At 61.3% G+C, this 23537-nt stretch carries 23 protein-coding genes; 17 read left to right on the top strand and 6 right to left on the bottom strand.

Annotation, left to right across the window (positions count from 1 at the left end):
• Positions 1–30: 30 nt before the first annotated feature.
• Positions 31–258 carry a hypothetical protein gene (locus PQQ86_RS03615; RefSeq protein WP_408264983.1) on the top strand — a complete coding sequence of 76 codons (228 nt, stop codon included), beginning with the start codon at positions 31–33 and terminating at the stop codon, positions 256–258.
• A 288-nt stretch (positions 259–546) separates the two neighbouring features.
• The gene (locus tag PQQ86_RS03610; RefSeq protein ID WP_408264982.1) at positions 547–786 is read left to right on the top strand and encodes a hypothetical protein; all 240 of its coding nucleotides are present in this window, start codon (positions 547–549) and stop codon (positions 784–786) included.
• A 304-nt stretch (positions 787–1090) separates the two neighbouring features.
• Here the strand turns inward: PQQ86_RS03610 and aptA are convergent, their stop codons facing one another.
• Positions 1091–2422, bottom strand: coding sequence for an omega-aminotransferase AptA (gene aptA / locus PQQ86_RS03605; protein WP_408264981.1), 1332 nt, complete (start codon positions 2420–2422; stop codon positions 1091–1093).
• Positions 2423–2772: 350 nt separating this feature from the next.
• Here aptA and urtA point away from each other — a divergent pair, with 350 nt between their 5' ends.
• The 13 genes from urtA (at position 2773) to ureG (ending at position 15306) form a co-directional block, all read left to right on the top strand.
• Positions 2773–4071, top strand: coding sequence for an urea ABC transporter substrate-binding protein (urtA, locus tag PQQ86_RS03600; protein WP_408264980.1), 1299 nt, complete (start codon positions 2773–2775; stop codon positions 4069–4071).
• A 137-nt stretch (positions 4072–4208) separates the two neighbouring features.
• Complete coding sequence (urtB, locus tag PQQ86_RS03595) at positions 4209–5834, top strand: urea ABC transporter permease subunit UrtB (protein WP_408270051.1); 1626 nt, start codon at positions 4209–4211, stop codon at positions 5832–5834.
• A 1-nt stretch (position 5835) separates the two neighbouring features.
• Complete coding sequence (urtC, locus tag PQQ86_RS03590; protein ID WP_408264979.1) at positions 5836–7020, top strand: urea ABC transporter permease subunit UrtC; 1185 nt, start codon at positions 5836–5838, stop codon at positions 7018–7020.
• The gene (gene urtD, locus PQQ86_RS03585) at positions 7017–7880 is read left to right on the top strand and encodes an urea ABC transporter ATP-binding protein UrtD (protein WP_093636302.1); all 864 of its coding nucleotides are present in this window, start codon (positions 7017–7019) and stop codon (positions 7878–7880) included. The genes urtC and urtD overlap by 4 nt, the downstream gene beginning before the upstream one ends.
• Before the next feature lie 56 nt (positions 7881–7936).
• On the top strand, positions 7937–8629 hold the full coding sequence (gene urtE / locus PQQ86_RS03580; protein ID WP_408264978.1) for an urea ABC transporter ATP-binding subunit UrtE: 693 nt from the start codon (positions 7937–7939) through the stop codon (positions 8627–8629).
• Positions 8630–8803: 174 nt separating this feature from the next.
• Positions 8804–9685 carry an urease accessory protein UreD gene (locus PQQ86_RS03575; protein WP_408264977.1) on the top strand — a complete coding sequence of 294 codons (882 nt, stop codon included), beginning with the start codon at positions 8804–8806 and terminating at the stop codon, positions 9683–9685.
• 224 nt (positions 9686–9909) lie between these two features.
• On the top strand, positions 9910–10713 hold the full coding sequence (locus PQQ86_RS03570; protein WP_408264976.1) for a transporter substrate-binding domain-containing protein: 804 nt from the start codon (positions 9910–9912) through the stop codon (positions 10711–10713).
• Positions 10714–10884: 171 nt separating this feature from the next.
• Positions 10885–11187, top strand: a complete 303-nt coding sequence (gene ureA, locus PQQ86_RS03565) for an urease subunit gamma (protein ID WP_054041799.1) — start codon at positions 10885–10887, stop codon at positions 11185–11187.
• A gap of 17 nt (positions 11188–11204) precedes the next feature.
• Positions 11205–11510: an urease subunit beta gene (locus tag PQQ86_RS03560; protein WP_054041797.1), complete on the top strand. Its 306-nt coding sequence runs from the start codon at positions 11205–11207 to the stop codon at positions 11508–11510.
• A 55-nt stretch (positions 11511–11565) separates the two neighbouring features.
• Complete coding sequence (gene ureC / locus PQQ86_RS03555) at positions 11566–13272, top strand: urease subunit alpha (protein WP_408264975.1); 1707 nt, start codon at positions 11566–11568, stop codon at positions 13270–13272.
• A gap of 3 nt (positions 13273–13275) precedes the next feature.
• Positions 13276–13974 carry an urease accessory protein UreE gene (gene ureE, locus PQQ86_RS03550; RefSeq protein ID WP_408264974.1) on the top strand — a complete coding sequence of 233 codons (699 nt, stop codon included), beginning with the start codon at positions 13276–13278 and terminating at the stop codon, positions 13972–13974.
• Complete coding sequence (locus tag PQQ86_RS03545) at positions 13961–14641, top strand: urease accessory protein UreF (RefSeq protein WP_408270048.1); 681 nt, start codon at positions 13961–13963, stop codon at positions 14639–14641. Before ureE ends, PQQ86_RS03545 begins: the two co-directional genes overlap by 14 nt.
• Positions 14642–14652: 11 nt before the next feature.
• The gene (gene ureG / locus PQQ86_RS03540; RefSeq protein ID WP_054041789.1) at positions 14653–15306 is read left to right on the top strand and encodes an urease accessory protein UreG; all 654 of its coding nucleotides are present in this window, start codon (positions 14653–14655) and stop codon (positions 15304–15306) included.
• Between the two features lie 4 nt (positions 15307–15310).
• Here ureG and PQQ86_RS03535 read toward each other — a convergent pair whose 3' ends face one another.
• The 5 genes from PQQ86_RS03535 to PQQ86_RS03515 all read right to left on the bottom strand — a co-directional run bounded on the left by PQQ86_RS03535 (position 15311) and on the right by PQQ86_RS03515 (position 21128).
• The gene (locus PQQ86_RS03535) at positions 15311–15928 is read right to left on the bottom strand and encodes a Fic family protein (RefSeq protein ID WP_408264973.1); all 618 of its coding nucleotides are present in this window, start codon (positions 15926–15928) and stop codon (positions 15311–15313) included.
• 257 nt (positions 15929–16185) lie between these two features.
• A complete protein-coding gene (waaA, locus tag PQQ86_RS03530; protein WP_408264972.1) occupies positions 16186–17502 on the bottom strand; it encodes a lipid IV(A) 3-deoxy-D-manno-octulosonic acid transferase in 1317 nt (438 codons plus the stop codon).
• Between the two features lie 76 nt (positions 17503–17578).
• On the bottom strand, positions 17579–18463 hold the full coding sequence (gene kdoO, locus PQQ86_RS03525) for a Kdo hydroxylase KdoO (RefSeq protein ID WP_408264971.1): 885 nt from the start codon (positions 18461–18463) through the stop codon (positions 17579–17581).
• Positions 18464–18524: 61 nt separating this feature from the next.
• Entirely contained in the window at positions 18525–19526 is a 1002-nt protein-coding gene (gene waaC, locus PQQ86_RS03520; RefSeq protein WP_408264970.1) for a lipopolysaccharide heptosyltransferase I, read from the bottom strand.
• Between the two features lie 207 nt (positions 19527–19733).
• Positions 19734–21128 (bottom strand): phosphomannomutase/phosphoglucomutase, encoded by a 1395-nt coding sequence (locus tag PQQ86_RS03515; RefSeq protein WP_408264969.1) that lies wholly within the window; start codon positions 21126–21128, stop codon positions 19734–19736.
• Positions 21129–21414: 286 nt separating this feature from the next.
• Between PQQ86_RS03515 and PQQ86_RS03510 the strand changes: the two genes are divergently transcribed.
• Entirely contained in the window at positions 21415–22677 is a 1263-nt protein-coding gene (locus tag PQQ86_RS03510) for an oligosaccharide flippase family protein (protein WP_408264968.1), read from the top strand.
• Positions 22674–23504: a glycosyltransferase gene (locus PQQ86_RS03505; RefSeq protein ID WP_408264967.1), complete on the top strand. Its 831-nt coding sequence runs from the start codon at positions 22674–22676 to the stop codon at positions 23502–23504. Before PQQ86_RS03510 ends, PQQ86_RS03505 begins: the two co-directional genes overlap by 4 nt.
• Positions 23505–23537 lie beyond the last annotated feature (33 nt).

The raw sequence follows: 23537 nt of genomic DNA, 5'->3' as shown, positions 1-23537 counted from the left end.
CCAGATGCAAAATGTAAGGAGTCGAAAAAAATGATCGAAAATAAGCAAACGGCCACGGAAGTGATTGCGCGACTGTACGACGCAAACAAGTCCATCAACGATGCGATCAGGATCGTGCAAGCGAACTGCTCGCCAGAGGTTTTTTCCACTTTCCGGCGCGGAATGGCCGACGTCATCTACGAACTCTTTGAGAAAGCGATCGTTCCCATTTGCAGAGAACACCCGGACCTGATACCCGAAGGGGAAACTCTCGACTGAATCCAACGCTAGCTACTCTAGGGATGTTTGCGAGCAATGCAGACTTGTCGCAAACCTGAAGTGAAAGCGACGCGAAATCTCTCGCGTCTCTTTCTTTGCAGCGGTGTGGTGGTCACTAGTAGTAGTCACTGCTGGGCGGTCACCGCTTGCACGCGGGGCCGCATTTACTGCGCTGAGCTTTCGGACTGTCCACGAATATAACGCGCACAATCGGTGTCAGCTAGTGCCGGGACACGCAATATCCTGGCGGCGGATTTCGGGTTCCATAGATTAAGTTGGAGTAGAAGCATGATTAAAGATAAGGTATCGGCCCTAGAAGGGTGCAACCGCATGTTAAGGATAAACGGATCGCTCGACGAAGCGATTGTCTTTGTTCAAGCGCATTGCTCCGCCGAAGAGCTTGAAACCGTCAAACAGGCCGTGGGAGAGGTCATGTACATGGTGTTCGAGCAAATGCTCATCCCCATTTACAAACAACACCCGGACCTCGTTCCGGAGGGGCAACGTCTAAGCGGAACCACGGACTAAGTTAGGCTTGAGCAAAAAAAGGGCGAGCAAATCGCCCCTTTTTCATTGCTGCCGCGTGCTGGCCGCGAGTGATCGTCGGTGCTGCGCGGTCACCGCTCACGCGCGGTGCTGCATTTCATGGTCGATGATTTCCGCTCGGCGTTGCCGCGCCGCAGAATGTCGGCCGGTACATCAGTGGTCGAGAAAGCACAGAGTGTCGGTCGCGACGAGAGTAAACGCTACTTCCTCCGCGACTGCGCGATCCTTGTAGTGCACAGCACTATCGACCAGAGCGTTCACCAAGTTCAGCAAACGTAAATGGCTCCTAATCCGTCTCCTTCAAAACCTCAGCCACCGTCTTAAAGATCTCATCGATCTGCGCTTCCTCGATGATGAGCGGAGGCGAGAACGCCAGGATGTCCCCGGTATAACGCGTCAACACCCCCTTCTCAAAACACCGCACGAATACATCATAAGCACGCGCACCAGGTGCTCCAGCACGCGGCGCCAATTCCACACCGCCAATGAGTCCAAGATTGCGCACGTCAATCACATGTCGTTCCCCGCGCAGCTTATGAATCGCGTTCTCGAAGATCGGCGCCATCCGTGCAGCGCGTTCGAACAGTTGCTCGCGCTCGTAAAGATCAATCGTCGCGCAAGCCGCAGCCGCCGCAATCGGGTGTCCTGAATACGTATAGCCATGAAATAGCTCGATCCCACCCGGTGCCCCATTCACGATCGAGTCATGAATCTTCCCACTAGCCGCAACCGCCCCCATCGGCGCTGCCGCATTGTTAGTGCCCTTGGCCATCGTCAGCAGGTCAGGCGTCACGCCGAAGTACTGCGCAGCGAACGGAGTACCCAAACGCCCCCAGCCAGTAATCACTTCATCGAAGATCAGCACGATGCCGTGCTTGTCGCAGATCTCACGCAGCCGTTGCAAATACCCTTGCGGCGGAATCAGCACCCCCGTCGACCCCGCAACCGGTTCGACAATCACAGCAGCAATCGTCGACGCATCGTGCAGCGTAACGAGCCGCTCCAGTTCATCAACGAGATGCGCACCCCACGCCGGCTGCCCCTTCGAAAACGCCGCCTCCTCGATATTCAGCGTATGCGGCAAATGATCGACAGCAGGCAGCAGTCCACCTGAAAACGCCTTGCGGTTCGGCGCAATGCCACCCACCGAAATCCCGCCAAATCCCACGCCGTGATACCCACGCTCGCGTCCGATAAACCTCGTACGCTGCCCTTCACCACGCGACCGGTGATAAGCCAACGCGATCTTCAGCGCAGTATCCACCGCCTCCGAACCCGAGTTCACAAAGAAGATGTGCTTCAGATCCCCCGGCGTATGTCGCGCGATTTTCGTCGCGGCTTCGAAAGCCTTCGGATGCCCCATCTGAAACGTCGGCGCGAAATCCATTTCGGCGGCCTGAGCCTGCACAGCGGCCACGATCTCGTCGCGGCAGTGGCCCGCGTTGACGCACCACAGCCCGGCGGTGCCGTCGAGAATGCGCCGGCCATCGTGTGACGTGTAGTACATCCCCCTCGCGCTCGCCAGCAGACGTGGCGTGCTCTTGAACTGACGGTTGGCAGTAAAGGGCATCCAGAACGCGGACATATCGGGTGTATTGACGCTGGCGCGCTCGGTCATGGCGAGTCTCCTTGTGTGGTTGGTCTTTCAGTGTAGGCAGGGCGCGGCGCATGCACAAAGGGGCGGCGGTCATGCACCGCCGACGCCCGCTGGCCGACGAACACGCTTCGTTGCGGCGCGGCACGCACCTGAACGATGCGCACGCCCTGCTCCTGCACCAATTTTGCGCCGCGTTACGCATAACTGAGGGAGCGCATCACCGCGTCGCAGCACGCAACACGTGGACTTCAAGTCGAAATTACTACATGGCATGTGCCTTGCAGTACACAAGCGGCAAGTCATGCGGGATAAGCCCTGCTGGCTGAAATCGACGCCCATAAACATTCACCATCAATGGCAAGGGGAAATACATGAAACGTCGTAGTCTGTTGAAGTTCGGCTCCATGTCGGGCGCATTGGCGCTTGCAGGTCAGGTTCCGTTTGCTCAGGCGCAATCGGGCAGCGGTCCGATTAAAGTAGGCGTTTTACATTCCCTGTCCGGCACGATGGCGATCTCGGAGACATCGCTCAAAGACACCGCGCTGATGACCATCGCGGACATCAACAAGAACGGCGGTGTCATGGGCCGCCAACTGCAGCCGGTGGTCGTGGACCCGGCGTCGAACTGGCCGCTGTTCGCCGAGAAAGCGCGTCAGCTGATCACCCAGGAAAAGTGTGCCGTCGTGTTCGGCTGCTGGACGTCGGTGTCGCGCAAGTCGGTGCTGCCGGTGTTCGAAGAACTGAACGGCCTGCTGTTCTACCCGGTGCAGTACGAAGGCGAAGAAATGTCGCGCAACGTGTTCTACACGGGCGCCGCGCCGAATCAGCAAGCGATTCCGGCAACCGAATATCTGATGAGCACGGAAGGCGGCGGCGCCAAGCGCTTCTTCCTGCTGGGCACCGACTATGTGTATCCCCGCACGACCAACAAGATCCTGCGCGCGTTCCTCAAGTCGAAAGGCGTGCAGGAAGCCGATATCCAGGAGGTCTACACGCCGTTCGGCCACAGCGACTATCAGACCATCGTCGCGAACATCAAGACCTTCTCGCAGGGCGGCAAGACCGCGGTGATCTCGACCGTCAACGGCGACTCGAACGTGCCGTTCTACAAGGAACTCGGCAACCAGGGGCTGAAGGCGTCCGATGTGCCGGTCGTCGCATTCTCGGTCGGCGAAGAAGAACTGCGCGGCATCGATACGAAACCGCTGGTCGGCAATCTCGCGGCATGGAACTACTTCATGTCGCTGCGCAACCCGGCCAACGAGAAGTTCAAGAAGCAATGGGCTGCCTGGGTCAAGGACAACAACCTGCCAGGCGGCACCAAGCGCGTGACCAATGACCCGATGGAAGCGACTTTCGTCGGCATCCATATGTGGAAGCAGGCCGTCGAAAAAGCGAAGAGCACGGATGTGGACAAGGTGCGCGTGGCGATGATCGGCCAGACGTTTGCGGCACCGTCGGGCTTCACGCTCGAAATGGACGGCAATCACCATCTGCATAAGCCGGTGATGATCGGCGAAGTGCGTGCCGATGGCCAGTTCAACGTGGTGTGGCGCACCAAGACCGCGGTTCGCGCGCAGCCGTGGAGCCCGTTCATCGCCGGCAATTCGAGCAAGCCGGATGTGGTCAGTTCGATTCCCACGTTCCTGAAGCGCTCGCGAGTTGCCTGAGCCTGAACCTTCTGGGCAGAGCCGGGGCTGAATCGCGGCTCTGCCCGCGGGACGCTGCAAGACGCAAGACAACGGCGTGGCACCGGTGCATCACCTCGATGCCGCGCCGCCTCGCCGGTTTTTCTTCAAAGGCCATCATGGCGTTTTCATTTCCGAAATTCGCACGACGCAGCATCGGCGGCCTCGCGCTCGCGCTTATCGTTAGCGCGCCGCTTACCGCCTTTGCGCTCGCTCCGGCCGATGTCGCGCCGCTCGCCGGTGACGACTTCGATGCGAAATCCGCGGCAATCGACAAACTGATTGCCAACCACGACAAAGAATCGCTCGCGGTGCTCAAAGCCCTGTCCGAAGACAGCGCGCTCGCCACCGATTCCGGCGCAGTGCTGCTGCAAGACGGCGACACGGCACGCGATGCCGTCACCGGTAAAACGGTCGCCGCGGGCGACGCGCAGCCGGTCACCCTGAACAATCTGCTGCGCTCGAAAGTGGCGGGCGCGCTCTCGGGTTTGCAACTCGATTCACCCGACGCCGCCACGCGCGACGCCGCCATCACCGCACTGCTGCAAAACCCCGATCCATCCATCAAACCGCTCGTCGATGCGGCGCGCGCAAAGGAAACCGACCCGGCGCTGAAGAAGCGCCTCGACACGCTGTGGGCAATGACCGCTTTGCACGACGCCGACCCAGCCAAGCGTCTCGAAGCCGTGCAACTGGTCGCCGCGCGGCACGATCTCGACATGAACGAACTGCTGCGTCCGCTCGTCGCGAAGAAGCCGGACGGCACCTTCAACGAAGCGGACGATCGCGTGCGCTCCGCCGCGCAAAGTGGCATCGATGAACTCGATTCGATCCAGCGCCGCAGCCAGATCGCCGGCACGTTGTTCGCGGGCTTGTCGCTCGGCAGCGTGCTGTTGCTCGCTGCATTGGGCCTCGCAATCACGTACGGCTTGATTGGCGTGATCAACATGGCGCACGGCGAATTCCTGATGATCGGCGCGTACGCGACCTACGTCGTGCAGAACCTGTTTCAGCGCTTTGCGCCCGGTGCGTTCGACTGGTATCCGCTGCTTGCCGTGCCGGCGTCATTCGCCGCAGCCGGACTGGTCGGCATCGTGCTCGAACGGCTGGTGTTGAAGCATTTGTACGGCCGTCCGCTCGAAACCCTGCTGACGACCTTTGGTGTCAGCCTGATTCTGATTCAGGCGACGCGCATGCTGTTCGGTGCACAGAACGTGCAGGTGATCAATCCCGCGTGGATGAGCGGCGGTGTGACCGTGCTGCCGAATCTGATCCTGCCGTACAACCGGCTGGCGATTCTGGCGTTTTCGCTGATCGTCGTCGGGATTGCCTGGGCTGTCCTGACTAAAACCCGCTTGGGTCTGTTCGTGCGAGCCGTCACGCAAAACCGACGGATGGCAGCATGCGTCGGCGTGAAAACCGCGCGTGTCGATTCGTATGCGTTCGCGTTCGGCGCGGGCATTGCCGGCCTGGGTGGCTGCGCGCTGTCGCAGATCGGCAACGTGGGCCCGGACCTCGGCCAGAGCTACATCATCGATTCGTTCATGGCCGTGGTGCTCGGCGGTGTCGGCCAACTCGCCGGCACGGTGATCGGCGGCTTCGGTCTCGGGTTGATCAGCAAGGCGATCGAGCCGTTCTGGGGCGCGGTGCTCGCCAAGATCGCAGTGCTCGTGCTGATTGTGTTGTTCATCCAGAAGCGTCCGCAGGGTATGTTCGCCCTTAAGGGCCGTAGCGCGGAGGCATGAGATGACATCGGCTACCTCTTCGGCTCACGTCGGCTCAGCGAGCGGTGGCGCTTCTGCCGGACGCGAAGCGCAGTCCGGCTTCGCGCTCGGCTTGCCGCCGCGTCCTGCATTGCTGTCACGCCGCGCGTGGCTCGCGCTGATCGCACTGATCATCGTGTTCGGTCTCGGCGTGCCATTCGCCACGCTGGTGCTCCCGGAGACGAGCGCGTTCCATCTGTCCGCGTATGCGATGACGATCACCGGCAAGTTCATGTGCTACGCGATCGCTGCGCTGGCACTCGATCTCGTGTGGGGCTACTGCGGCATTCTCAGTCTGGGACACGCGTTGTTCTTTGCATTGGGCGGTTACGCGATCGGCATGTACCTGATGCGCTCGATCGGCCACGAGGGCAAGTACGGCAGCGACCTGCCCGACTTCATGGTGTTTCTCGACTGGCACCAACTGCCGTGGTACTGGCAAGGCACGCAGCATCTCGGCTATGCGCTGCTGCTGGTGGTGCTGGTGCCCGCCGTTGTCGCGTGGGTGTTCGGCTTCTTCACGTTCCGTTCGCGGGTGAAGGGTGTGTATCTGTCGATCATCACGCAGGCGATGACGTTTGCAGCCATGCTGCTGTTCTACCGCAACGAAACGGGGTTCGGCGGCAACAATGGCTTCACCGACTTCAAGCGTATCGGCGGCTTTCCGATTACGCATCCGGGCACGCGCACTGCCCTTCTGCTGATCACGTTCGCGGTGTTGATCCTGGCCTTCATCGGCGCGCGGGCAATCGTCACGTCGAAGCTCGGCCGCGTGGTCACTGCGGTGCGCGACGGCGAAACGCGTTTGATGTTCCTCGGCTACAGCCCGCTCGCGTATAAGCTGTTCGTGTGGACCGTCTCCGCTGTTTTGTGCGGGATTGCTGGCGCGTTGTATGTGCCGCAGGTCGGCATCATCAACCCGGGCGAGATGTCGCCGGGCAACTCGATCGAGATGGCAATCTGGGTTGCGGTGGGTGGACGCGGCACGTTGATCGGACCGATCATCGGCGCGTTCGCGGTGAATGGTGCGAAGAGCTTTTTTACGGCGAACTTCCCTGAATACTGGCTGTTCTTTCTTGGTCTGATTTTCGTGCTGGTCCCGCTGTTGTTGCCGAACGGCATCATGGGCCTGATCGAAATGATCACGCGCAAGAGGAACCGTTCATGAACGAAAACCCGATGGTTCCTGATCTTGCATTACCTGAAGAACCTGCTGAACGGTCGCTGAGCGGTGTCGCGAGCATGGGGCACGCGGTGGTGCCGGGTGAGATCGATATTTCGCACGGGACGATTCTGTACCTTGACGACGTGACCGTCAGTTTCGATGGATTTCGCGCGTTGAATGCGCTGACGTTATCGATCAACGCAGGTGAATTGCGTTGCATCATCGGGCCGAATGGCGCCGGCAAGACGACGATGATGGATGTCATCACCGGAAAGACCGAGCCGGATTCCGGCAAGGTTTTTCTGGGGCAGTCGATCGATTTGACGCGGATGAATGAGCCGTCTATCGCGCGTGCGGGTATTGGGCGCAAGTTTCAGAAGCCTACTGTTTTCGAACAGCATCCTGTTTGGGAGAACCTTGAGTTGGCCATGAAGGCTGACAAGGGATGGTGGGCTTCTTTGCGTGCGCGATTGGATCGTGAGGCGCAAGCGCGGATCGAAGAGACGTTGGCTTTGATTGGTCTTGAGAGTGAGGCGCGGCGGCTTGCCGGTGAGTTATCGCATGGACAGAAACAGCGGCTCGAGATCGGCATGTTGCTGATGCAGAAACCGGCCCTGCTGTTGCTCGACGAGCCTGCAGCAGGCATGACCGATGACGAGACCATGCAATTGGCTGAGCTGCTCAATCACTTGCGGGGGAGTTGCTCGATGATGGTTGTCGAACACGATATGGAGTTTGTTGCGGCTCTTTCAGGCGAGAAGGGCAAGGTCACGGTGATGGCCGAAGGGCGAGTGCTCGCCCACGGCACGCTTGATGAGGTGAAGAGAGACGAGACGGTGATCGAGTCTTATCTCGGGCGGTAGTGGCCGCAATCAAACCACGGCCGCGACAAGCCACCAGAATTCAAGGATCGACCGACATGCTAGAAGTAGAAAACCTCAACCAGTACTACGGCGGCAGCCACATTCTTCGTGATGTGAAACTCACCGTGCCCGACGGCAAGCTCACCGTGCTGCTGGGGCGCAATGGCGTGGGCAAGACAACCTTGCTTCGATGCCTGATGGGCGTCGTCCAGACCAAGAGCGGTTCGATCGCCTGGCGCGGCGCACAGCTCACCAAGCTGCCGACCTACTCGCGTGTAGAAAAAGGGCTCGCCTACGTTCCGCAAGGCCGCGACATCTTCCCGCGCCTGACGGTCGAAGAAAATCTGCTGGTCGGTGCGGCCAGCAAAAAAGCCCCGAAGAAAATCCCGGACCGGATCTACGAACTCTTCCCGGTCCTGAAGGACATGCGCAGCCGCCGCGGCGGTGACCTCTCCGGAGGTCAGCAACAACAACTCGCAATCGGCCGTGCGCTGATGAGCGATCCGCAATTGCTGATCCTCGATGAACCCACCGAAGGCATCCAACCGTCGATCATTCAGGACATCGGCCGCACGCTGCGTCAGTTGGTCGAAGAAATGGGCATGACCGTGCTGCTCGTCGAACAGTATTACGACTTCGCCAAAGAAATCGCCGATCGGTACTGGGTGATGAGCCGCGGTGAAATCGTCGCGGGCGGTGAAGGCGCCAACATGGATACGGACGGCGTACGCGCACTGATCGCCGTCTGACCGGCACAAACAGCACAAACAGCGCAGCGTGCTATTCTCGCCGCATCCTGTGGCAACGCGGCCCGTCGTTGCCTAACGCGTGCGGGCACGCTGCGCATTGACGCGTCTGTTGCCGCGTCCGCTACTGTGCCCAATACCGCGCCCAGCCGTTCATTCATTCGCAAGTCCGCTCGCATGTCGCTTCACGAAAACCACGCTGCACTCGCCACCGCGCAACCCAGCGCGCACTCACAATGGCGCGCGCGCCTCGAACTCGGCTTCGTCAAAGACGGCGAACGGACGACGCTCAAGCATCGGCTGCATGATGGTCCGTTGCGCGTGCAACGGCCGCTCTATCCGGAAGGTCATGCGATCTGCCACGCAGTGATCGTGCATCCGCCGGGCGGGATCGCGGGCGGCGATCAACTCGATATCGACGTGGATGTCGGCGACAGTGCGCACGCCGTCATCACCACGCCCGGCGCAACCAAGTGGTACAAGTCCAATGGCCGTGCGGCACGGCAGAATATTGCGGTGCGTGTCGGCCCTCAGGCGAAGCTCGACTGGCTGCCGCAGAACAATATCGTTTTCGATCACGCCAACGCGATGCTGGATTTTTCGCTGACGCTTGGCGAAGGCGCTACTGCGATTGGGTGGGATGCGACGCAGCTTGGGCGGCAAGCGGCTGGTGAGCGATGGTCGGACGGGCATTTGCGGGCTGTGTCGCGGATCGTTGGCGCGAATGGCGAGGCGCTGTGGCTCGAGCGTGCGAGCCTCAGCGCGGAAGATTCATTGCGCGATGCCGCGCAAGGCCTTGCCGGGTTTCCTGCGTATGGGACTCTGTGGGCGGTCGGGGCGGCTTGCGATGATGCACTCGCTGAGGCACTCACTGCTCACCTACCGTTTGATGATTCGTTGCGGGCGGCAGCTTCCTGTGTCACTGAAGGGGTGTTACTCGTGCGGGCGGTTTCGCGGTCTATGGAGACGCTGCAGCGTGCTTTGACTCGGTGCTGGCTTCAGTTGCGCCCGGTCGTGCATGGCGTCGACGCTGTGCCACTTCGAATCTGGTCGACCTGATTCGCTCGGCAGAGCTACCTGGCAACGCAGCGTGCCTTTCACCTTCGTAAGACATCGCGAGCACCAATCTGGCGCTGCCGACCGCCCCAAGCCGGTGCGCCACAACATCTTTCGCCCCGCCAAGCCATGCTGCACCGCCATGGCACATACCTTGCGTCGAAATCCCCCACGATGCTGCCGCGTCCTGACGGCAGCCGACCATCCGCTACCTCCGCTCGCACAACATGACCCGATCGACCCTTCGCCCTGCGCGTCGCGCCTGGCTCGCCGCGCTGCTGCTCTCGCCCGTCCTCGCCATCAATGCGCCCGCCGCCCACGCGGATACGCTCGACAACATCGCCAAGGCCGGTGTGCTCAAAGTCGCCGTGCCGGAAGACTATCCGCCGTTCGGTTCGGTCGGCGCGGATATGAAGCCGCAAGGCTATGACATCGATACCGCCGCGATGCTCGCGAAGTCGATGAACGTGAAGCTCGAACTCGTGCCGGTCAACAGCGCGAACCGCATTCCGTATCTGCAAACGGGTAAGGTCGATCTGGTGATTTCGTCGCTCGGCAAAACGCCTGAACGCGACAAGGTCATCGACTTTTCGACGGCCTATGCGCCGTATTACCAGGGCGTGTTCGGTCCCGCCGACATCAAGGTCACCGGGCCGGCCGATCTCACCGGCAAGACGGTCGGCGCAACGCGCGGCGCGCTCGAAGAAATCGGCCTCACGCAAATGGCGCCGAACGCCACCATCAAACGCTTCGAAGATAACAACGCGACCATCGCCGCGTTTCTCTCGGGTCAGGTGCAGTTGATCGCTGCCGGCAATATCGTCGCCGCCGCGATTAATGCGAAGAATCCGCCGCGTCGTCCGGAGCCTAAGTTCGTTATAAAGGATTCACCATGTTTCGTCGGCATGAATAAGAATGAAAGCCGGCTGCAAACGAAGGTCAACGCCGCCATCGCCCAAGCGAAGGCAGACGGCACGCTCAACACGATGTCGAAGAAGTGGTTCGGCGCGCCCTTGCCCGCCAATCTGTAAGCGGGTCGTTAATTCAGCTTGATATCTTTGTAAGCTGATCTGGCAGTAAGCTTGTCGCGGTTTGTTTCGCCTCGCATTTCGAGCGGCCGCGATGGCGCACAACGAAGCGCGACCCCGATCGCATCCAACGCCTGTCCTGACTGGGACGGGCGTAACCCAACCTGACATTCGATGAAGCTGACACCTCGCGAGAAGGACAAGCTCCTGATCTTCACCGCCGCGCTGCTCGCCGAACGGCGCCGCGCCCGCGGCCTCAAACTGAATTACCCGGAAGCGATCGCCTTCATCACCGCCGCGTTGATGGAAGCGGCCCGTGACGGCAAGACCGTCGCCGAGGTCATGCACTACGGCACCACGCTGCTGACCCGCGCCGACGTGATGGAAGGCGTGCCGGAAATGATCCCCGACATTCAGGTCGAAGCCACGTTCCCCGACGGCACCAAGCTCGTCACCGTTCATCACCCGATCCCCTAATCACGCAAGGCAGCCCCATGATTCCCGGCGAACTCCTCATCGACGACGGCGAACACGAACTCAACGCGGGCCGCGCCACCGTCACGGTGGTCGTGTCGAATACCGGCGACCGTCCGGTGCAGATCGGCTCGCACTATCACTTCTATGAAGTGAACGAGGCGCTCTCCTTCGATCGTGAAGCGGCGCGCGGCTTCCGGCTCAACATCGCAGCGGGCACCGCCGTGCGCTTCGAGCCCGGCCAGGAACGCACCGTCGAACTGGTCGAACTGGCGGGCGACCGCGTCGTCTACGGCTTCAACGGCAAGGTGATGGGCAAGCTCTGATGCGCCAACCGCGCACGCTTGCTCCAACCACCCTGCTCATTTCCGGACCCTCACTATGACATTACGCATCGGCCGCCGCGCATACGCGGAAATGTTCGGCCCCACCACCGGCGACCGCGTGCGCCTCGCCGACACCGAGTTGCTGATCGAAGTCGAACGCGACTTCACGACCTACGGCGAAGAAGTGAAATTCGGCGGCGGCAAAGTGATTCGCGACGGCATGGGCCAGTCGCAACGCGTGCATGCCGACGTGGTCGATACCGTCGTCACGAACGCGGTGATTCTCGATCACTGGGGCATCGTCAAGGCCGATATCGGCATCAAGAACGGCCGCATCGCCGCAATTGGCAAAGCGGGCAATCCCGACATTCAACCGAACGTGACGATCGCGATCGGCGCGTCCACCGAAGTGATCGCAGGCGAAGGCCTGATCGTGACCGCCGGTGGCATCGATACGCACATCCACTTCATCAGCCCGCAGCAGATCGAAGAAGCACTCGCGAGTGGCGTAACGACGATGCTCGGTGGCGGCACGGGTCCGGCAACGGGTACGAATGCCACGACTTGTACGCCGGGTCCGTGGCATCTCGAACGCATGCTGCAGGCGGCCGATGGTTATCCAATGAATCTCGGCTTTCTCGGCAAGGGCAATGTGAGTCGGCCGCAGCCTGCTTTGGAGCAGATCGCCGCGGGGGCGATCGGTTTGAAGCTGCACGAAGACTGGGGCACGACGCCGGCTGCAATCGACAACTGTCTTTCCGTCGCCGACGATACCGACACGCAGGTCGCGATCCACACCGACACGCTGAACGAAGCCGGTTTTGTGGAAGCGACGGTGGCCGCGTTCAAGGGCCGCACGATCCACACGTATCACACGGAAGGCGCAGGCGGCGGCCACGCACCGGACATCATCAAGGTCTGCGGCGAGGCGAACGTGCTGCCCTCCTCCACGAATCCGACGCGCCCGTACACCGTCAACACGCTCGAAGAGCATCTCGACATGCTGATGGTATGCCACCACCTGGACCCGTCGATTGCGGAAGATATCGCGTTTGCCGAGTCGCGCATTCGTCGCGAAACCATTGCCGCCGAAGACATCCTGCACGACCTCGGCGCGTTGTCGATGCTGTCGTCGGATTCGCAGGCGATGGGGCGTGTGGGCGAAGTGATCATCCGCACGTGGCAGACCGCGCACAAGATGAAGGTGCAACGCGGCGCGCTGCCTGAAGACAACGCGCGTCATGACAATTTCCGCGCGAAGCGTTATATCGCCAAGTACACGATCAACCCGGCCATCACGCATGGTATCTCGCATGAAGTCGGCTCGATCGAGCCGGGCAAGTGGGCCGATCTGGTGTTCTGGGAGCCGGCGTTTTTTGGCATCAAGCCCTCGCTGATTCTGAAGGGCGGCATGATCGCAATGGCGCAGATGGGCGACCCGAATGCGTCGATTCCGACGCCGCAACCGGTCCACTATCGCGAGATGTTCGCGACCCGTGGCGGTGCGTTGGGACGCACTTCCCTGACCTTCGTTTCGCAGATGGCTGCCGATGCGGGCGTCGGTGAACGCTATGGTCTGAATAAGCGTATCGTTGCCGTGAAGAACTGCCGCAAGATCACGAAGGCGGACATGATTCACAACGCGTGGCGTCCGGCGATCAGCGTCGATCCTGAGACGTATCAGGTTATCGCAGATGGTCAGTTGCTGACCTGCGAACCGGCAACTGTACTGCCGATGGCGCAACGTTACTTTTTGTTCTAAACCATGCGCACTATCGACAAACTGATTGCACCGCATCTGAAGCTCGCACCTGTGCTGGTGAAGCGCGCGCCGACTTTGACGCTCGCGTTTGATGACCGGCGTAAGAGCCGTCTTGCGGCAACGTTGGATAACGGTGAGGAAGTCGCGCTGCTGCTGCCGCGTGGCACGGTGCTGCGCGACGGTGATGTTCTGGTCGCCGATGATGGTGGTTTGGTGCGCGTGGTCGCTGCTCCTGAAGCGGTGCTGGTTGTCCGCGCTAGAGACGCGTTGACGCTGACGCGCGCCGCTTATCACCTCGGCAATCGCCATACGCCTGTTGAAGTCGGAGCGGATTATCTGAAGCTCGAATACGACCCGGTTCTTGCCGATATGCTCAAGCGCATCGGTGCGAGCGTGGATCAGGTGTCGATGCCGTTCCAACCGGAATCGGGCGCGTATGGCGGTGGTCACAAGCATGGTCACGATGAGACCTTTGCCGAAGACTATGCGTTAGCTCAGCAAGTGTTCGGCGAGCATCATGGGCATGAGCATTCGCACGATCATGCCCATGATCGCTCGGATCACGAACACGGTCACAGCCACGCGCACGGTCACTCGCATGACCATGACCATGACCACGACCATTCGCACGATCCCAAAGACGACGATCACGTCCACGACGAATCGTGCGGCCACGGGCATAATCACCATGCGCATCGCTGAACTCACAGCGCTGCTGCATCTCGCGTCTCCGGCATTGCCGATCGGCGCGTTCAGCTACTCGCAGGGTCTCGAAGCCGCGATCGAAGCGCAACTCATCACCGACGCGGATTCCGCACGCGATTGGATCGCGAGCGGTCTAACCGACGTGCTCGCGCGTGGCGAGTTACCGTTTCTTGCGCATCAGATGGAACGCTGGCGAGCGCACGATGCAGACGGCTTAAAGGAAGCAAACAGCGAATTCCTGGCAAGTCGGGAGTCCGCGGAACTCAGACGCGAAACGGAACAAATGGGCTGGTCACTACGACAGTTGTGCGTCTCGCTCGAATGGGGCGACGCAGAACGGCGCATGACTTTGGCATCGCTCAAACCCTTGGCCCAACCCACGGCTTTCGCCTTCGCCGCTTTCGCACACGATGCAGCGCCTGACGCCGCTCTTGCCGCCTACGCATTCAGCTGGGTAGAAAACCAGGCCGCCGCCGCATTGAAGGCGGTGCCGCTCGGTCAACTCGCGGGTCAACGCATCATCGTCGCGTTACGCGAGCCGATCGACGCCGCCGTCACGCGAGCCTTGGCCACTTCACCCGACAACATCAACACCTTCGCGCCGCAATTGGGCATTCTGTCGGCGCGTCACGAGTCGCAGTATTCGCGGCTCTTTCGCTCTTAAAAAGATCCATCATGAACGCACCTCATCACCCCGCTCACTCGTCTGTCCGCACGAAGAAACTGCCGCCGCTGCGCGTGGGCGTCGGTGGCCCGGTCGGCTCGGGCAAGACCACGCTGCTCGAAATGCTCTGCAAGGCGATGCGCGAACAGTACGACCTCGTCGCGATCACCAACGACATCTATACGAAAGAAGACCAGCGTCTGTTGACCGTAGCAGGCGCGTTGCCGGCCGAGCGGATCATGGGCGTGGAAACGGGCGGCTGCCCGCACACTGCGATTCGCGAAGACGCGTCGATCAACCTCGAAGCCGTCGACCGCATGCTGACGCGCTTCCCCGACGCAGACATCGTGTTCATCGAATCGGGCGGCGACAACCTCGCGGCGACCTTCAGCCCGGAGCTGTCGGACCTGACGATCTACGTGATCGACGTGGCCGGCGGCGAGAAGATTCCGCGCAAAGGCGGCCCAGGCATTACGAAGTCAGATCTGCTGGTGATCAACAAGACCGACCTCGCACCGATGGTCGGCGCGAATCTGGAGGTAATGGCTTCGGACGCGAAGAAGATGCGCGGCGAGCGCCCCTTCGTGATGTGCAATCTGAAGGCGCTCGACGGACTGGATGTGGTGGTGAAGTTTATCGAGAAGAAGGGGCTGTTGAAGGCTTAAAACCTTACTCGCCCGGATGGCATTCAAGCAGGAATGCCATCATCTCCGTCGCGTCTTTCGACAGATAAAATCGCACCATCTTCTCGTTGAAATCGCCAGCGCGCTGCGCTGGGACACTGATGGCGTCGATGCCATTCGACATCAATACGCCGTTCATCATGAAACGTGACGTGCGTTTGTTGCCGTCGAAGAAGAACTGCTGCAACGCCCCGAACAGGAAGAAAGCGCAACCCCGTTCAAATGCATTTGAGACCTGATCTGTCAGCACGCGGGTACCGGTGGCAAAAACCCGGTTGAGTTCGGGGGCACCAGGCAAGGTCGGTAGCGGCGTGTGCCGCCCTGCTTCACCTAACGCCACATCCGGCGTATATCGCGTTTCGTCTCCTTCACCGCGGAACATACCCCACTCGAGAGCCTCATTGCGTGCAACAAGCCGATGCAGGTCGCAAAACGTGGCCTTGTCGAGAGCAAATCGACCGTTTTGCACGATCGCAAGCAGATGCTTTGAACTCTCCGCCAGATTCAGGACCTGTTCCTGATCAGAAATCTTCCGTCCACCAACCGTTACGCCGTCGAGCAGCGTTTTCACTTCGGGAAACGTAAATGGATTGCCTTCGAGCACGCTCGCATCCCACACGAATTCCGGCAGCATCCGATGAAAGCGAAAGCACACCCGTTTAATCGAATGGGTCGGCAAGTCTTGCGGAATCGCGGTGCGGTCCCATTGAAAGCCGAGGTCGGTGAAGAGCGTCATGGCAGATTGGAAAAGGCAGTTTGGATCACAGGGCCGTCAACGCTTAAGCCCAGTGTTGGCAGAATATACGATTTATCAGCGCGCGAAGCGATAACGCGAGCACCGCCTTGGCGGCGCTCGAACGACTACTCCGGCAACACCGCCATCAACACATCAACAGTCCGTGCCGTCGCGCCACGATGGCGCGCGGCAAACGCCGAAGCCGCGCCGCCCATCGCCAGCCGCCTCGCTTTGTCGCCGAAGAGCTCGCGCAACGCCCGCGCCAGGTCAGCCGGATCCTGCACCTGCACCGCCGCACCCGCCGCGACTGCATCCGCGGTAGCCTGCGTGAAGTTGAACACATGCGGCCCGATCAGCACCGGCACCCCAACCGCGCACGCCTCGATCAGATTTTGCCCGCCCAACGGCAGCAAACTCCCGCCGATAAACGCCAGATCCGAAGCCGCGTAGTAAGCACCCAATTCGCCCATCGAATCGCCAAGCAGCACGTTCACATCGGCAGGCAAAGCCGGCACGCCACCGCCTGCACTTGAAGCAGCCGCCGATGCCACCGTCGCCGCAGGCGCCCACGTCGAACGCCGCTCAAGACGCAAACCAGCCTTCTCGACCAGCCCCGCCACTTCATTAAACCGTTGCGGATGACGTGGCACCAAGATCAGCAACGCATCCTCGATACCCAGCGCCGCGAACGCCTGCAGCACCAACTCCTCTTCACCTTCACGCGTACTCGCCGCAACCCACACCGGCCGCGTGCCGATCGCCGCACGCCATGCGTGGCCACGCGCCGCCAGTTCCGGCGGCGTGCTCATATCGAACTTCAGATTCCCGAGCACCGCGACATTACGCGCACCGAGTGCAGTGAGTCGCTCCGCATCCGACGGACTCTGCGCCAGCACTCGCGAAAAGCCGCCGAACACATCCTTCGTCGCATGACCGAACTTGGCCGCACGCTTATACGAGCGTGCCGACATCCGCGCATTGGTCAGCACCAACGGCACATCCGCGCGACGGCATTCGTCGATCAGCGTCGGCCACACCTCAGTTTCCATCACCAGACCGAGCGACGGCCGCCACGCCCGCAAAAACCGCCGCACCGCATGCGGCATGTCGTACGGCAGATAGCTGCGCAACACGCGGTCGCCGAAAATCTGCTCGCCGGTGGCGCGGCCACTCGGCGTCATATGCGTCAAAAGAATTCGCGCGTCGGGACGCGCCTTGATCAACGCATCGATCAGTGGTTGCGCGGCACGCGTCTCGCCCACCGACACCGCATGCACCCAGATCAGCGGCGCATTGTCTTCCGGCAGCCGGCCGCGCGAGTAACCGAACCGCTCGGCGATATGCTCACGATAGCCACGCTCCTTGCGCGAACGGATCAGCAAGCGCAGCACAGCAAGCGGCGCGACGATCCACCAGAGCGCGTTATAAATCGCCCTCAGCATCGGGACTCCGCACGCCCGAGCGCGAATCCGAATGCAAGCGCGCGTTTCACCGCGCGATCGAAACAGACAGCGGCGCTCAAACGAGAGCCCTGCCCTTCAGGCGCTCGAGAATGCCGAGCGGTGCGCAGTCCGGCTGCGCCATCGCCTTGACCGGCAGGAAGAAGGTCTGCTCCAGCATGAACTGGCCGGACATCACCGCATGCGAAGTCTGGTCGGAGAAACACACCCAGACGCTACCCGGCGGAAACGGCATGATCTCCTGCTGGCTCGACTTCTGATACTCGAGGTCGGCCTTCATGCCGTCGTGCAGATTGAGCATCAAATGGTCATATTCGCTGCGCGGCGATTTGGTCACGTGCAGCAGATTCAACAGCCACGCCGAGCCCGGCATCTGCGGTTTGATGCGCGGCAAGAAGCGCTTGGCCATATCCTCGAACGGCTCGCCGACGCGCCACACACGCGGTGCGCCATGCGGATTCACATTGGTGAACACGCGCAGGATGCGCTCGCCGTAATTCGGCCGCGACGGGAAGGCATCGACATGCAGACGGCTATCGTCCTTACGCCAGGACGTCTCGCGCCCTTCCACCTGATGCAGCCGCAGGCTGGTTGGCGCGACGCGCAACTTGCTGTTGTATTCGGGAAAGAGTCCATCGACCAGCGTGCGCGCATTGGCCTGATAACGCGCGATCAACGCGCGCACGGCCGATTGCGTGACCGCATCACCGGCCACGCCATGCAGCGCGCCGCCATTCGGCTCAAGACTGATGTTCTTGCGGTTCGGATCGGCCAATGCGGGATCGAGCAAGGCCTGTTCGCCGCCTTCGATGGCAAAGCGCAGATTCGGGAAATACAGCACCTTGCCGCGTTCGACGCCGGCCAGCAGCGTCTCGCGCGGCACGGACAGGTTGCGTCCGTGCCAGTCGGCGTTCGCTACTTCGATGATCTGGGTTTCGTTCATGGTCGCCCTTGAAAACGGATGGAGCGTAAGGCGAAGCACACCGCATTACAGCGCTACAGCATTAGAGCAGGCCGAAACCGGCCAGCGCGGATTTGACTTCCTGCAGCGTGGGCGGCTTGCCGGCCGTGCCGAGATTGACGACGTTCGGCGACCAGTAGCCGCCAGTGCGCCACGCGGTGGCGAAATTGTACAACTCGACTGTCGGCCGCTTCAGCGCCGCCGCAATGTGAACCAGACCTGTGTCAACGCCGACTGTCGCGGCGGCGCCTTCGATCAGGCCGACCACCGCCGGCAACGATAGCTTGGGTGGCACGATGGCCGCGGCGCCGAATTCCTTCGCCAAACGCTCGCTGGTGACGCGCTCTTCCTCGCTGCCCCACGGCAGCACGATCGACGCGCCGCGCCGCACCAAAGACTGCCCGAGTTCGATCCAGGCGGTATCGGGCCACTGCTTGTCGGCGCGCGAGGTGGCGTGCACGAACACCACGTAAGGCACCGGCAGATTCAGATTCGCTTCCGACAAAGCCAGCGCCGCGCGCCCGGTGTCGATGCCGAAGTCGATTTCGTCGGTGGGTTGCGGCTGCGGGTCGTCCAGCGCCGCGGCCACCAGTTGGCGCGTACGTTCGACCACATGGGTGCGCGGCTCGATCGGCACGCGCTTGTCGTAGAAGAAGCGCACCGGCCATTCGAAGCCCGCGCCGTCGGTACGGTTCGCGAGGCCGACCAGCGGCCCGCGCGCCATGCTCGCGACCCACGCGGTCTTGATGAGCCCCTGGCAGTCGATTACGAGGTCGTAGTTCTCGGCGGCGAGCGCGCGGCGAAACGCGCCGATCTCGCGCCAGTTGTCGACCGAGAGGATGCGCTTGCGCCAGCGCCGCAGCGACACGGGAATCGCCCGCCGCACGCCGCTGACGAGCTCCACGAGCCCCACGAAGCTTTCTTCGACGAGCCAGTCGATCTGGGCCTCGGGATGGCGGCGTCGGATGTCGGCGATCACCGGCATGTTGTGAACGACGTCGCCCAATGACGACACCCTCACGATTAGTATCTTTTGCACGCTCAAGTGTGGGAAAACCGGCTATCCGGCCCGAAGATGCGTTGAAAGAGCCCCCAACCTGTCGCTTCGCGCCAGGCCCCTCAATGGGGTGGGGACCGCAATTCTAGCGCGACACGGGTAAATGGCATGAAAAAACGCGGCGCGGTAATTGAAACCCGCGCCGCGTTCGACGGCAACCGCGGTTCACGTGGAACCGCGCCGCCGCTGGAGCTTTTAGAACGGCAGCTTCGCGTCCGGCTTCTCCGCCATGATTACGCGACGGAAGTCTTCCTGGATGCGCTTGAGCGCTTCGTCGCTATCGGCTTCGAAACGCATGACCACCACCGGCGTGGTGTTCGACGAGCGCGCCAGACCGAAGCCGTCCGGGTATTCGACACGCAAGCCGTCGATCTTCACGACGTCGTCCGCGCCGGTGAACTTCGCGTTTTTCTGCAAACGCGCGATCAGTTCGAAGTTTTCGCCTTCTTCGAGCTTCAATTGCAGTTCCGGCGTGGAATTCGAGTTCGGCAGCGAGTTCAGCAGCTTGCTCGGATCCGCCACACGCGTGAGGATTTCCAGGAGACGCGCGCCCGTGTACAGGCCGTCGTCAAAACCGTACCAACGGTCCTTGAAGAACACGTGGCCGCTCATTTCGCCTGCCAGCGGTGCGCCGGTTTCGCGCAGCTTCGCCTTGACCAGCGAGTGGCCGGTCTTCCACATCAGTGGTTCGCCACCCTTTTCCTTGATCCACTTGCCCAGATTGCGCGTGCACTTCACGTCGAAAATGATCTGTGCGCCCTTGTTGCGCGACAGCACTTCTTCGGCGAACAGCATCAACTGGCGGTCCGGATAGATGATCTGGCCGTCTTTGGTGACGACGCCGAGGCGGTCGCCGTCTCCGTCGAATGCGAAGCCGATTTCCGCATCCGTTTCCTTCAGCGCGCGGATCACGTCCTGGAGGTTTTCCGGGTGAGCCGGGTCCGGATGATGGTTCGGGAAGTTGCCGTCGATTTCGGTGAACAGCTCCACCAGTTCGCAGCCGAGCTTCTTGAAGAGCTTCGGCGCGAGGCCGCCTGCCACACCGTTGCCAGTATCGACCACAATTTTGATCGGGCGCGCGAGCTTGATGTCGCTGGTGATGCGATCCAGATACGCATCGGCGATGTCGTACTCGGTGTACGTACCGCTGCCTTGCGAGAAGTTTTCGTCGACGATGCGCTGATGCAGCGCGAGAATCTGCTCGCCGTAAATGGCCGCGCCGCGCAGGACCATCTTGAAGCCGTTGTAGTCAGGCGGATTGTGGCTACCCGTCACGACGATGCACGAATCGACGCGGCGCTCGCCACCGTCGAGCTTCAACGGCACATTGGCCGCGAAGTAGCCGACCGGCGTCGGCACCATGCCGACGTTGACCACGTCGACGCCGGCTGCACGCAGACCGTCCGATAGTGCCTGGATCAGATCGGGACCCGAGAGGCGGCCGTCACGCGCCACCACCACGGCGTCGCCGCCTTGCGCGCGCACTTCGCTGCCAAAAGCGAGGCCGATCGAACGCGCTGCGTCAGTGTCGAGCGTCTTGCCGATCACACCGCGAATGTCATACGCCTTGAAAATAGATTTGGAGATCATGTTGGCTCACTTGCGTGCAATGGAAAATTTTGACCGGCGTATTGCCGAGGGATCGGTAAAACTACCTGTTAAACCGAGCGATGCGCCCTTGCCGGAAGCGATCCGGTTCCAACTTATAATTGCGCCTTCCGGACATGCCCTAATAGACGCCCATTCTAATGCTTAGACGCCCTGCTTTTGCAATGTTGCCGCGACAGCCGGCCAGGTGGTCTGTTACATATAGCGCCCTGGCGCACGTTGCGTCCCACGTGCAACGCGTGCAACCGCATTGGCGGGTGTCCACCGGATGCTGACGCTCAAACGCTTCGCCAATCCCGACGTCACCCGCGCCTTCACAAACATCGTCTGGCTCGGGCTGGAGCGGCTCACGCAGATCGGCGTGGCGATCGCAATCAGCGGCATGCTGGCGCGCTACTTCGGGCCTGACACCTTCGGCAAATGGCAGTACGCGAACACGCTGCTGCTGGTGCTGTCGCCGATCACCTGGGTGTGCGGGGCGGAAATTCTGGTTCCCACCATCGTCGGCCGGCCGCCAACTCAGCTGGGCACGGTGCTCGGCAGCGCCTTCGCGCTGCGGTTTTCGGTTTCCGTCGCGGCGCTGCTGCTCACGTGGCTCGGCATTGCATTGCACTTCTTCGACCCGCTGGTGGGCGCCATGCTCGCCGGTCTTGCGGTCACGATGCTGTTTCGCGAACCGTTCGTCGGCGTGATCAATGCGTGGCTGCAAAGCATGACTTACAGCAAGCCGCAGTTGCTCACCAGCATGAGCACCGCGGTGCTGAAGGCCGGCGTCGTCTATCTGATGGTGCGCGCGATAGCTACACCCGCGCGCTTTGGCTGGCTGTGGGCGGTCGAATCGGCGCTCATTGGCGCGGTTCTTCTGATCTATTACACCCGCCGACATGGCGGCAAGCTCGGCTGGCATCTCGATCGTTCGCTCTTCAAGCACTTCGCGACAGCGGGCACGGTGTTCTGGATCGGCTTGATCTGTATGTATCTGTTCCTGAAACTGGACAGACTGATGCTCGAGCGGGCGATTTCCTTCGCCGACCTCGGGCGCTATTCCGCCGCGCAGCAGCTGAACGAAAACTGGATCACGCTCGCCCTGATGCTTGCGCAGACGATTGCGCCCGCCTTTGTCTACCGCGTGCAGGACGCCGCACAATTGCGCCGCAACGTGTGGCGGCTGACTGCCATGACCGCCGTGCTGATGGTGAGCGGCGCGATCGTGCTGGATTTGCTGGCGGGTTTCATCATCCGCCGCGTGTTCGGGCCAGACTTTGAAGACGCCATCGAGATTTTCCGCTGGGCCGTATGGCTTTCCGTGCCGGCCGGCATTGAAGCGATCGGCAATCTGATCGTGCTGAAATATCAGGCCAAATTCGTGTTGCTCTCCAAGTGGCTGCTGGCGCTGGCCGTTGCGTTCGTGGTCAATCTGCTGGCGATTCCGCGGCTTGGCGCTTACGGTGCGCTGGTGGGCCTCGCGGCCGGTTATCTCGCCGCCGCGTCAGTTAATCTTTATTACATTCGTTTCAAATTGCGCCCATGACGAATTCATCCGCCGCCGCGCAGATTTCTCTCGACGACGTCGCCGTCCTGATGCCCGCGCACAACGGCCAGGCCGACGTCGATCTCACGCTGGCCTCATTCAGCGAAAGCGCGCTGATCCACGTATTGATCGTCGACGACGGCAGCACGCCGCCGATCGTCGCGCCGGCGATCGCCAACATGAAGATCCAAGTGCTGCGTATGCCGCAGAACGGCGGTATCGAGCGCGCGCTGCAAACCGGCATCGACGCCCTTGCGCAGCGCGGCTTTCGCTACGCAGCACGCATCGACGCGGGCGACCGCAGCGTGCCGCAGCGCCTCGCCAAACAACGTGTGTTCATGGAATTGCATCCGCAGGTGGCCGGCCTCGGCATGTGGACGCAGGTCGTCACGCGTGAAGGAAAACCGCTTTTCATGCTGACGCCGCCCGCAGAACCGAACGAGATCCGGCGTCTGCGCTTCTTCCGTTCTTGCCTCGCGCATCCTTCGATGATGCTGCGCGTTGACGCGGTCCGCGCGGTCGGTAACTATCGCGCGGCCTATCCTTCCGCCGAAGACCTCGATCTGTTCCTGCGCCTGATGGCGCGCTACGACTGCGCGAACCTGCCGGAACTCGGGCTCTATTACGAGCTGAACGAAGGCGGTATCAGCGCGACCAAACGGCGCCGCCAGGTCAGCTCGACGCTGCGGCTGCAACTGCGCTACTTCAACGTCACCAATCTGTACGACTGGCTGGGTCTCGCCAAAAATATGCTGCATCTCGTGACGCCTTACCGCGCATTGCAGCGGGTCAAACGCACGCTGCTCGCGCCGCGCGCGGGTCATTGATTCCGTTACGCCGTCATTCACCCTGTCATTCAC

Source organism: Paraburkholderia sediminicola (assembly GCF_046026675.1).
Lineage (GTDB): Bacteria > Pseudomonadota > Gammaproteobacteria > Burkholderiales > Burkholderiaceae > Paraburkholderia > Paraburkholderia sediminicola_F.
Note: the sequence above shows the minus strand (reverse complement) of the source record. Positions and strands in the feature narration are given on the sequence as shown.

Bases quoted from the DNA above. Each gene is read 5' to 3' on its own strand.
- PQQ86_RS03510 (WP_408264968.1), top strand. From the start codon at position 21,415: ATGCTGACGCTCAAACGCTTCGCCAATCCCGACGTCACCCGCGCCTTC.
- PQQ86_RS03575 (WP_408264977.1), top strand. From the start codon at position 8,804: ATGTCGCTTCACGAAAACCACGCTGCACTCGCCACCGCGCAACCCAGC.
- urtE (WP_408264978.1), top strand. From the start codon at position 7,937: ATGCTAGAAGTAGAAAACCTCAACCAGTACTACGGCGGCAGCCACATT.
- urtD (WP_093636302.1), top strand. From the start codon at position 7,017: ATGAACGAAAACCCGATGGTTCCTGATCTTGCATTACCTGAAGAACCT.
- ureE (WP_408264974.1), top strand. From the start codon at position 13,276: ATGCGCACTATCGACAAACTGATTGCACCGCATCTGAAGCTCGCACCT.
- aptA (WP_408264981.1), bottom strand. From the start codon at position 2,422: ATGACCGAGCGCGCCAGCGTCAATACACCCGATATGTCCGCGTTCTGG.
- PQQ86_RS03545 (WP_408270048.1), top strand. From the start codon at position 13,961: ATGCGCATCGCTGAACTCACAGCGCTGCTGCATCTCGCGTCTCCGGCA.
- PQQ86_RS03610 (WP_408264982.1), top strand. From the start codon at position 547: ATGATTAAAGATAAGGTATCGGCCCTAGAAGGGTGCAACCGCATGTTA.
- kdoO (WP_408264971.1), bottom strand. From the start codon at position 18,463: ATGAACGAAACCCAGATCATCGAAGTAGCGAACGCCGACTGGCACGGA.
- ureA (WP_054041799.1), top strand. From the start codon at position 10,885: ATGAAGCTGACACCTCGCGAGAAGGACAAGCTCCTGATCTTCACCGCC.
- urtC (WP_408264979.1), top strand. From the start codon at position 5,836: ATGACATCGGCTACCTCTTCGGCTCACGTCGGCTCAGCGAGCGGTGGC.
- ureC (WP_408264975.1), top strand. From the start codon at position 11,566: ATGACATTACGCATCGGCCGCCGCGCATACGCGGAAATGTTCGGCCCC.
- PQQ86_RS03570 (WP_408264976.1), top strand. From the start codon at position 9,910: ATGACCCGATCGACCCTTCGCCCTGCGCGTCGCGCCTGGCTCGCCGCG.
- ureG (WP_054041789.1), top strand. From the start codon at position 14,653: ATGAACGCACCTCATCACCCCGCTCACTCGTCTGTCCGCACGAAGAAA.
- urtB (WP_408270051.1), top strand. From the start codon at position 4,209: ATGGCGTTTTCATTTCCGAAATTCGCACGACGCAGCATCGGCGGCCTC.
- PQQ86_RS03615 (WP_408264983.1), top strand. From the start codon at position 31: ATGATCGAAAATAAGCAAACGGCCACGGAAGTGATTGCGCGACTGTAC.
- PQQ86_RS03505 (WP_408264967.1), top strand. From the start codon at position 22,674: ATGACGAATTCATCCGCCGCCGCGCAGATTTCTCTCGACGACGTCGCC.
- waaA (WP_408264972.1), bottom strand. From the start codon at position 17,502: ATGCTGAGGGCGATTTATAACGCGCTCTGGTGGATCGTCGCGCCGCTT.
- PQQ86_RS03515 (WP_408264969.1), bottom strand. From the start codon at position 21,128: ATGATCTCCAAATCTATTTTCAAGGCGTATGACATTCGCGGTGTGATC.
- urtA (WP_408264980.1), top strand. From the start codon at position 2,773: ATGAAACGTCGTAGTCTGTTGAAGTTCGGCTCCATGTCGGGCGCATTG.
- PQQ86_RS03560 (WP_054041797.1), top strand. From the start codon at position 11,205: ATGATTCCCGGCGAACTCCTCATCGACGACGGCGAACACGAACTCAAC.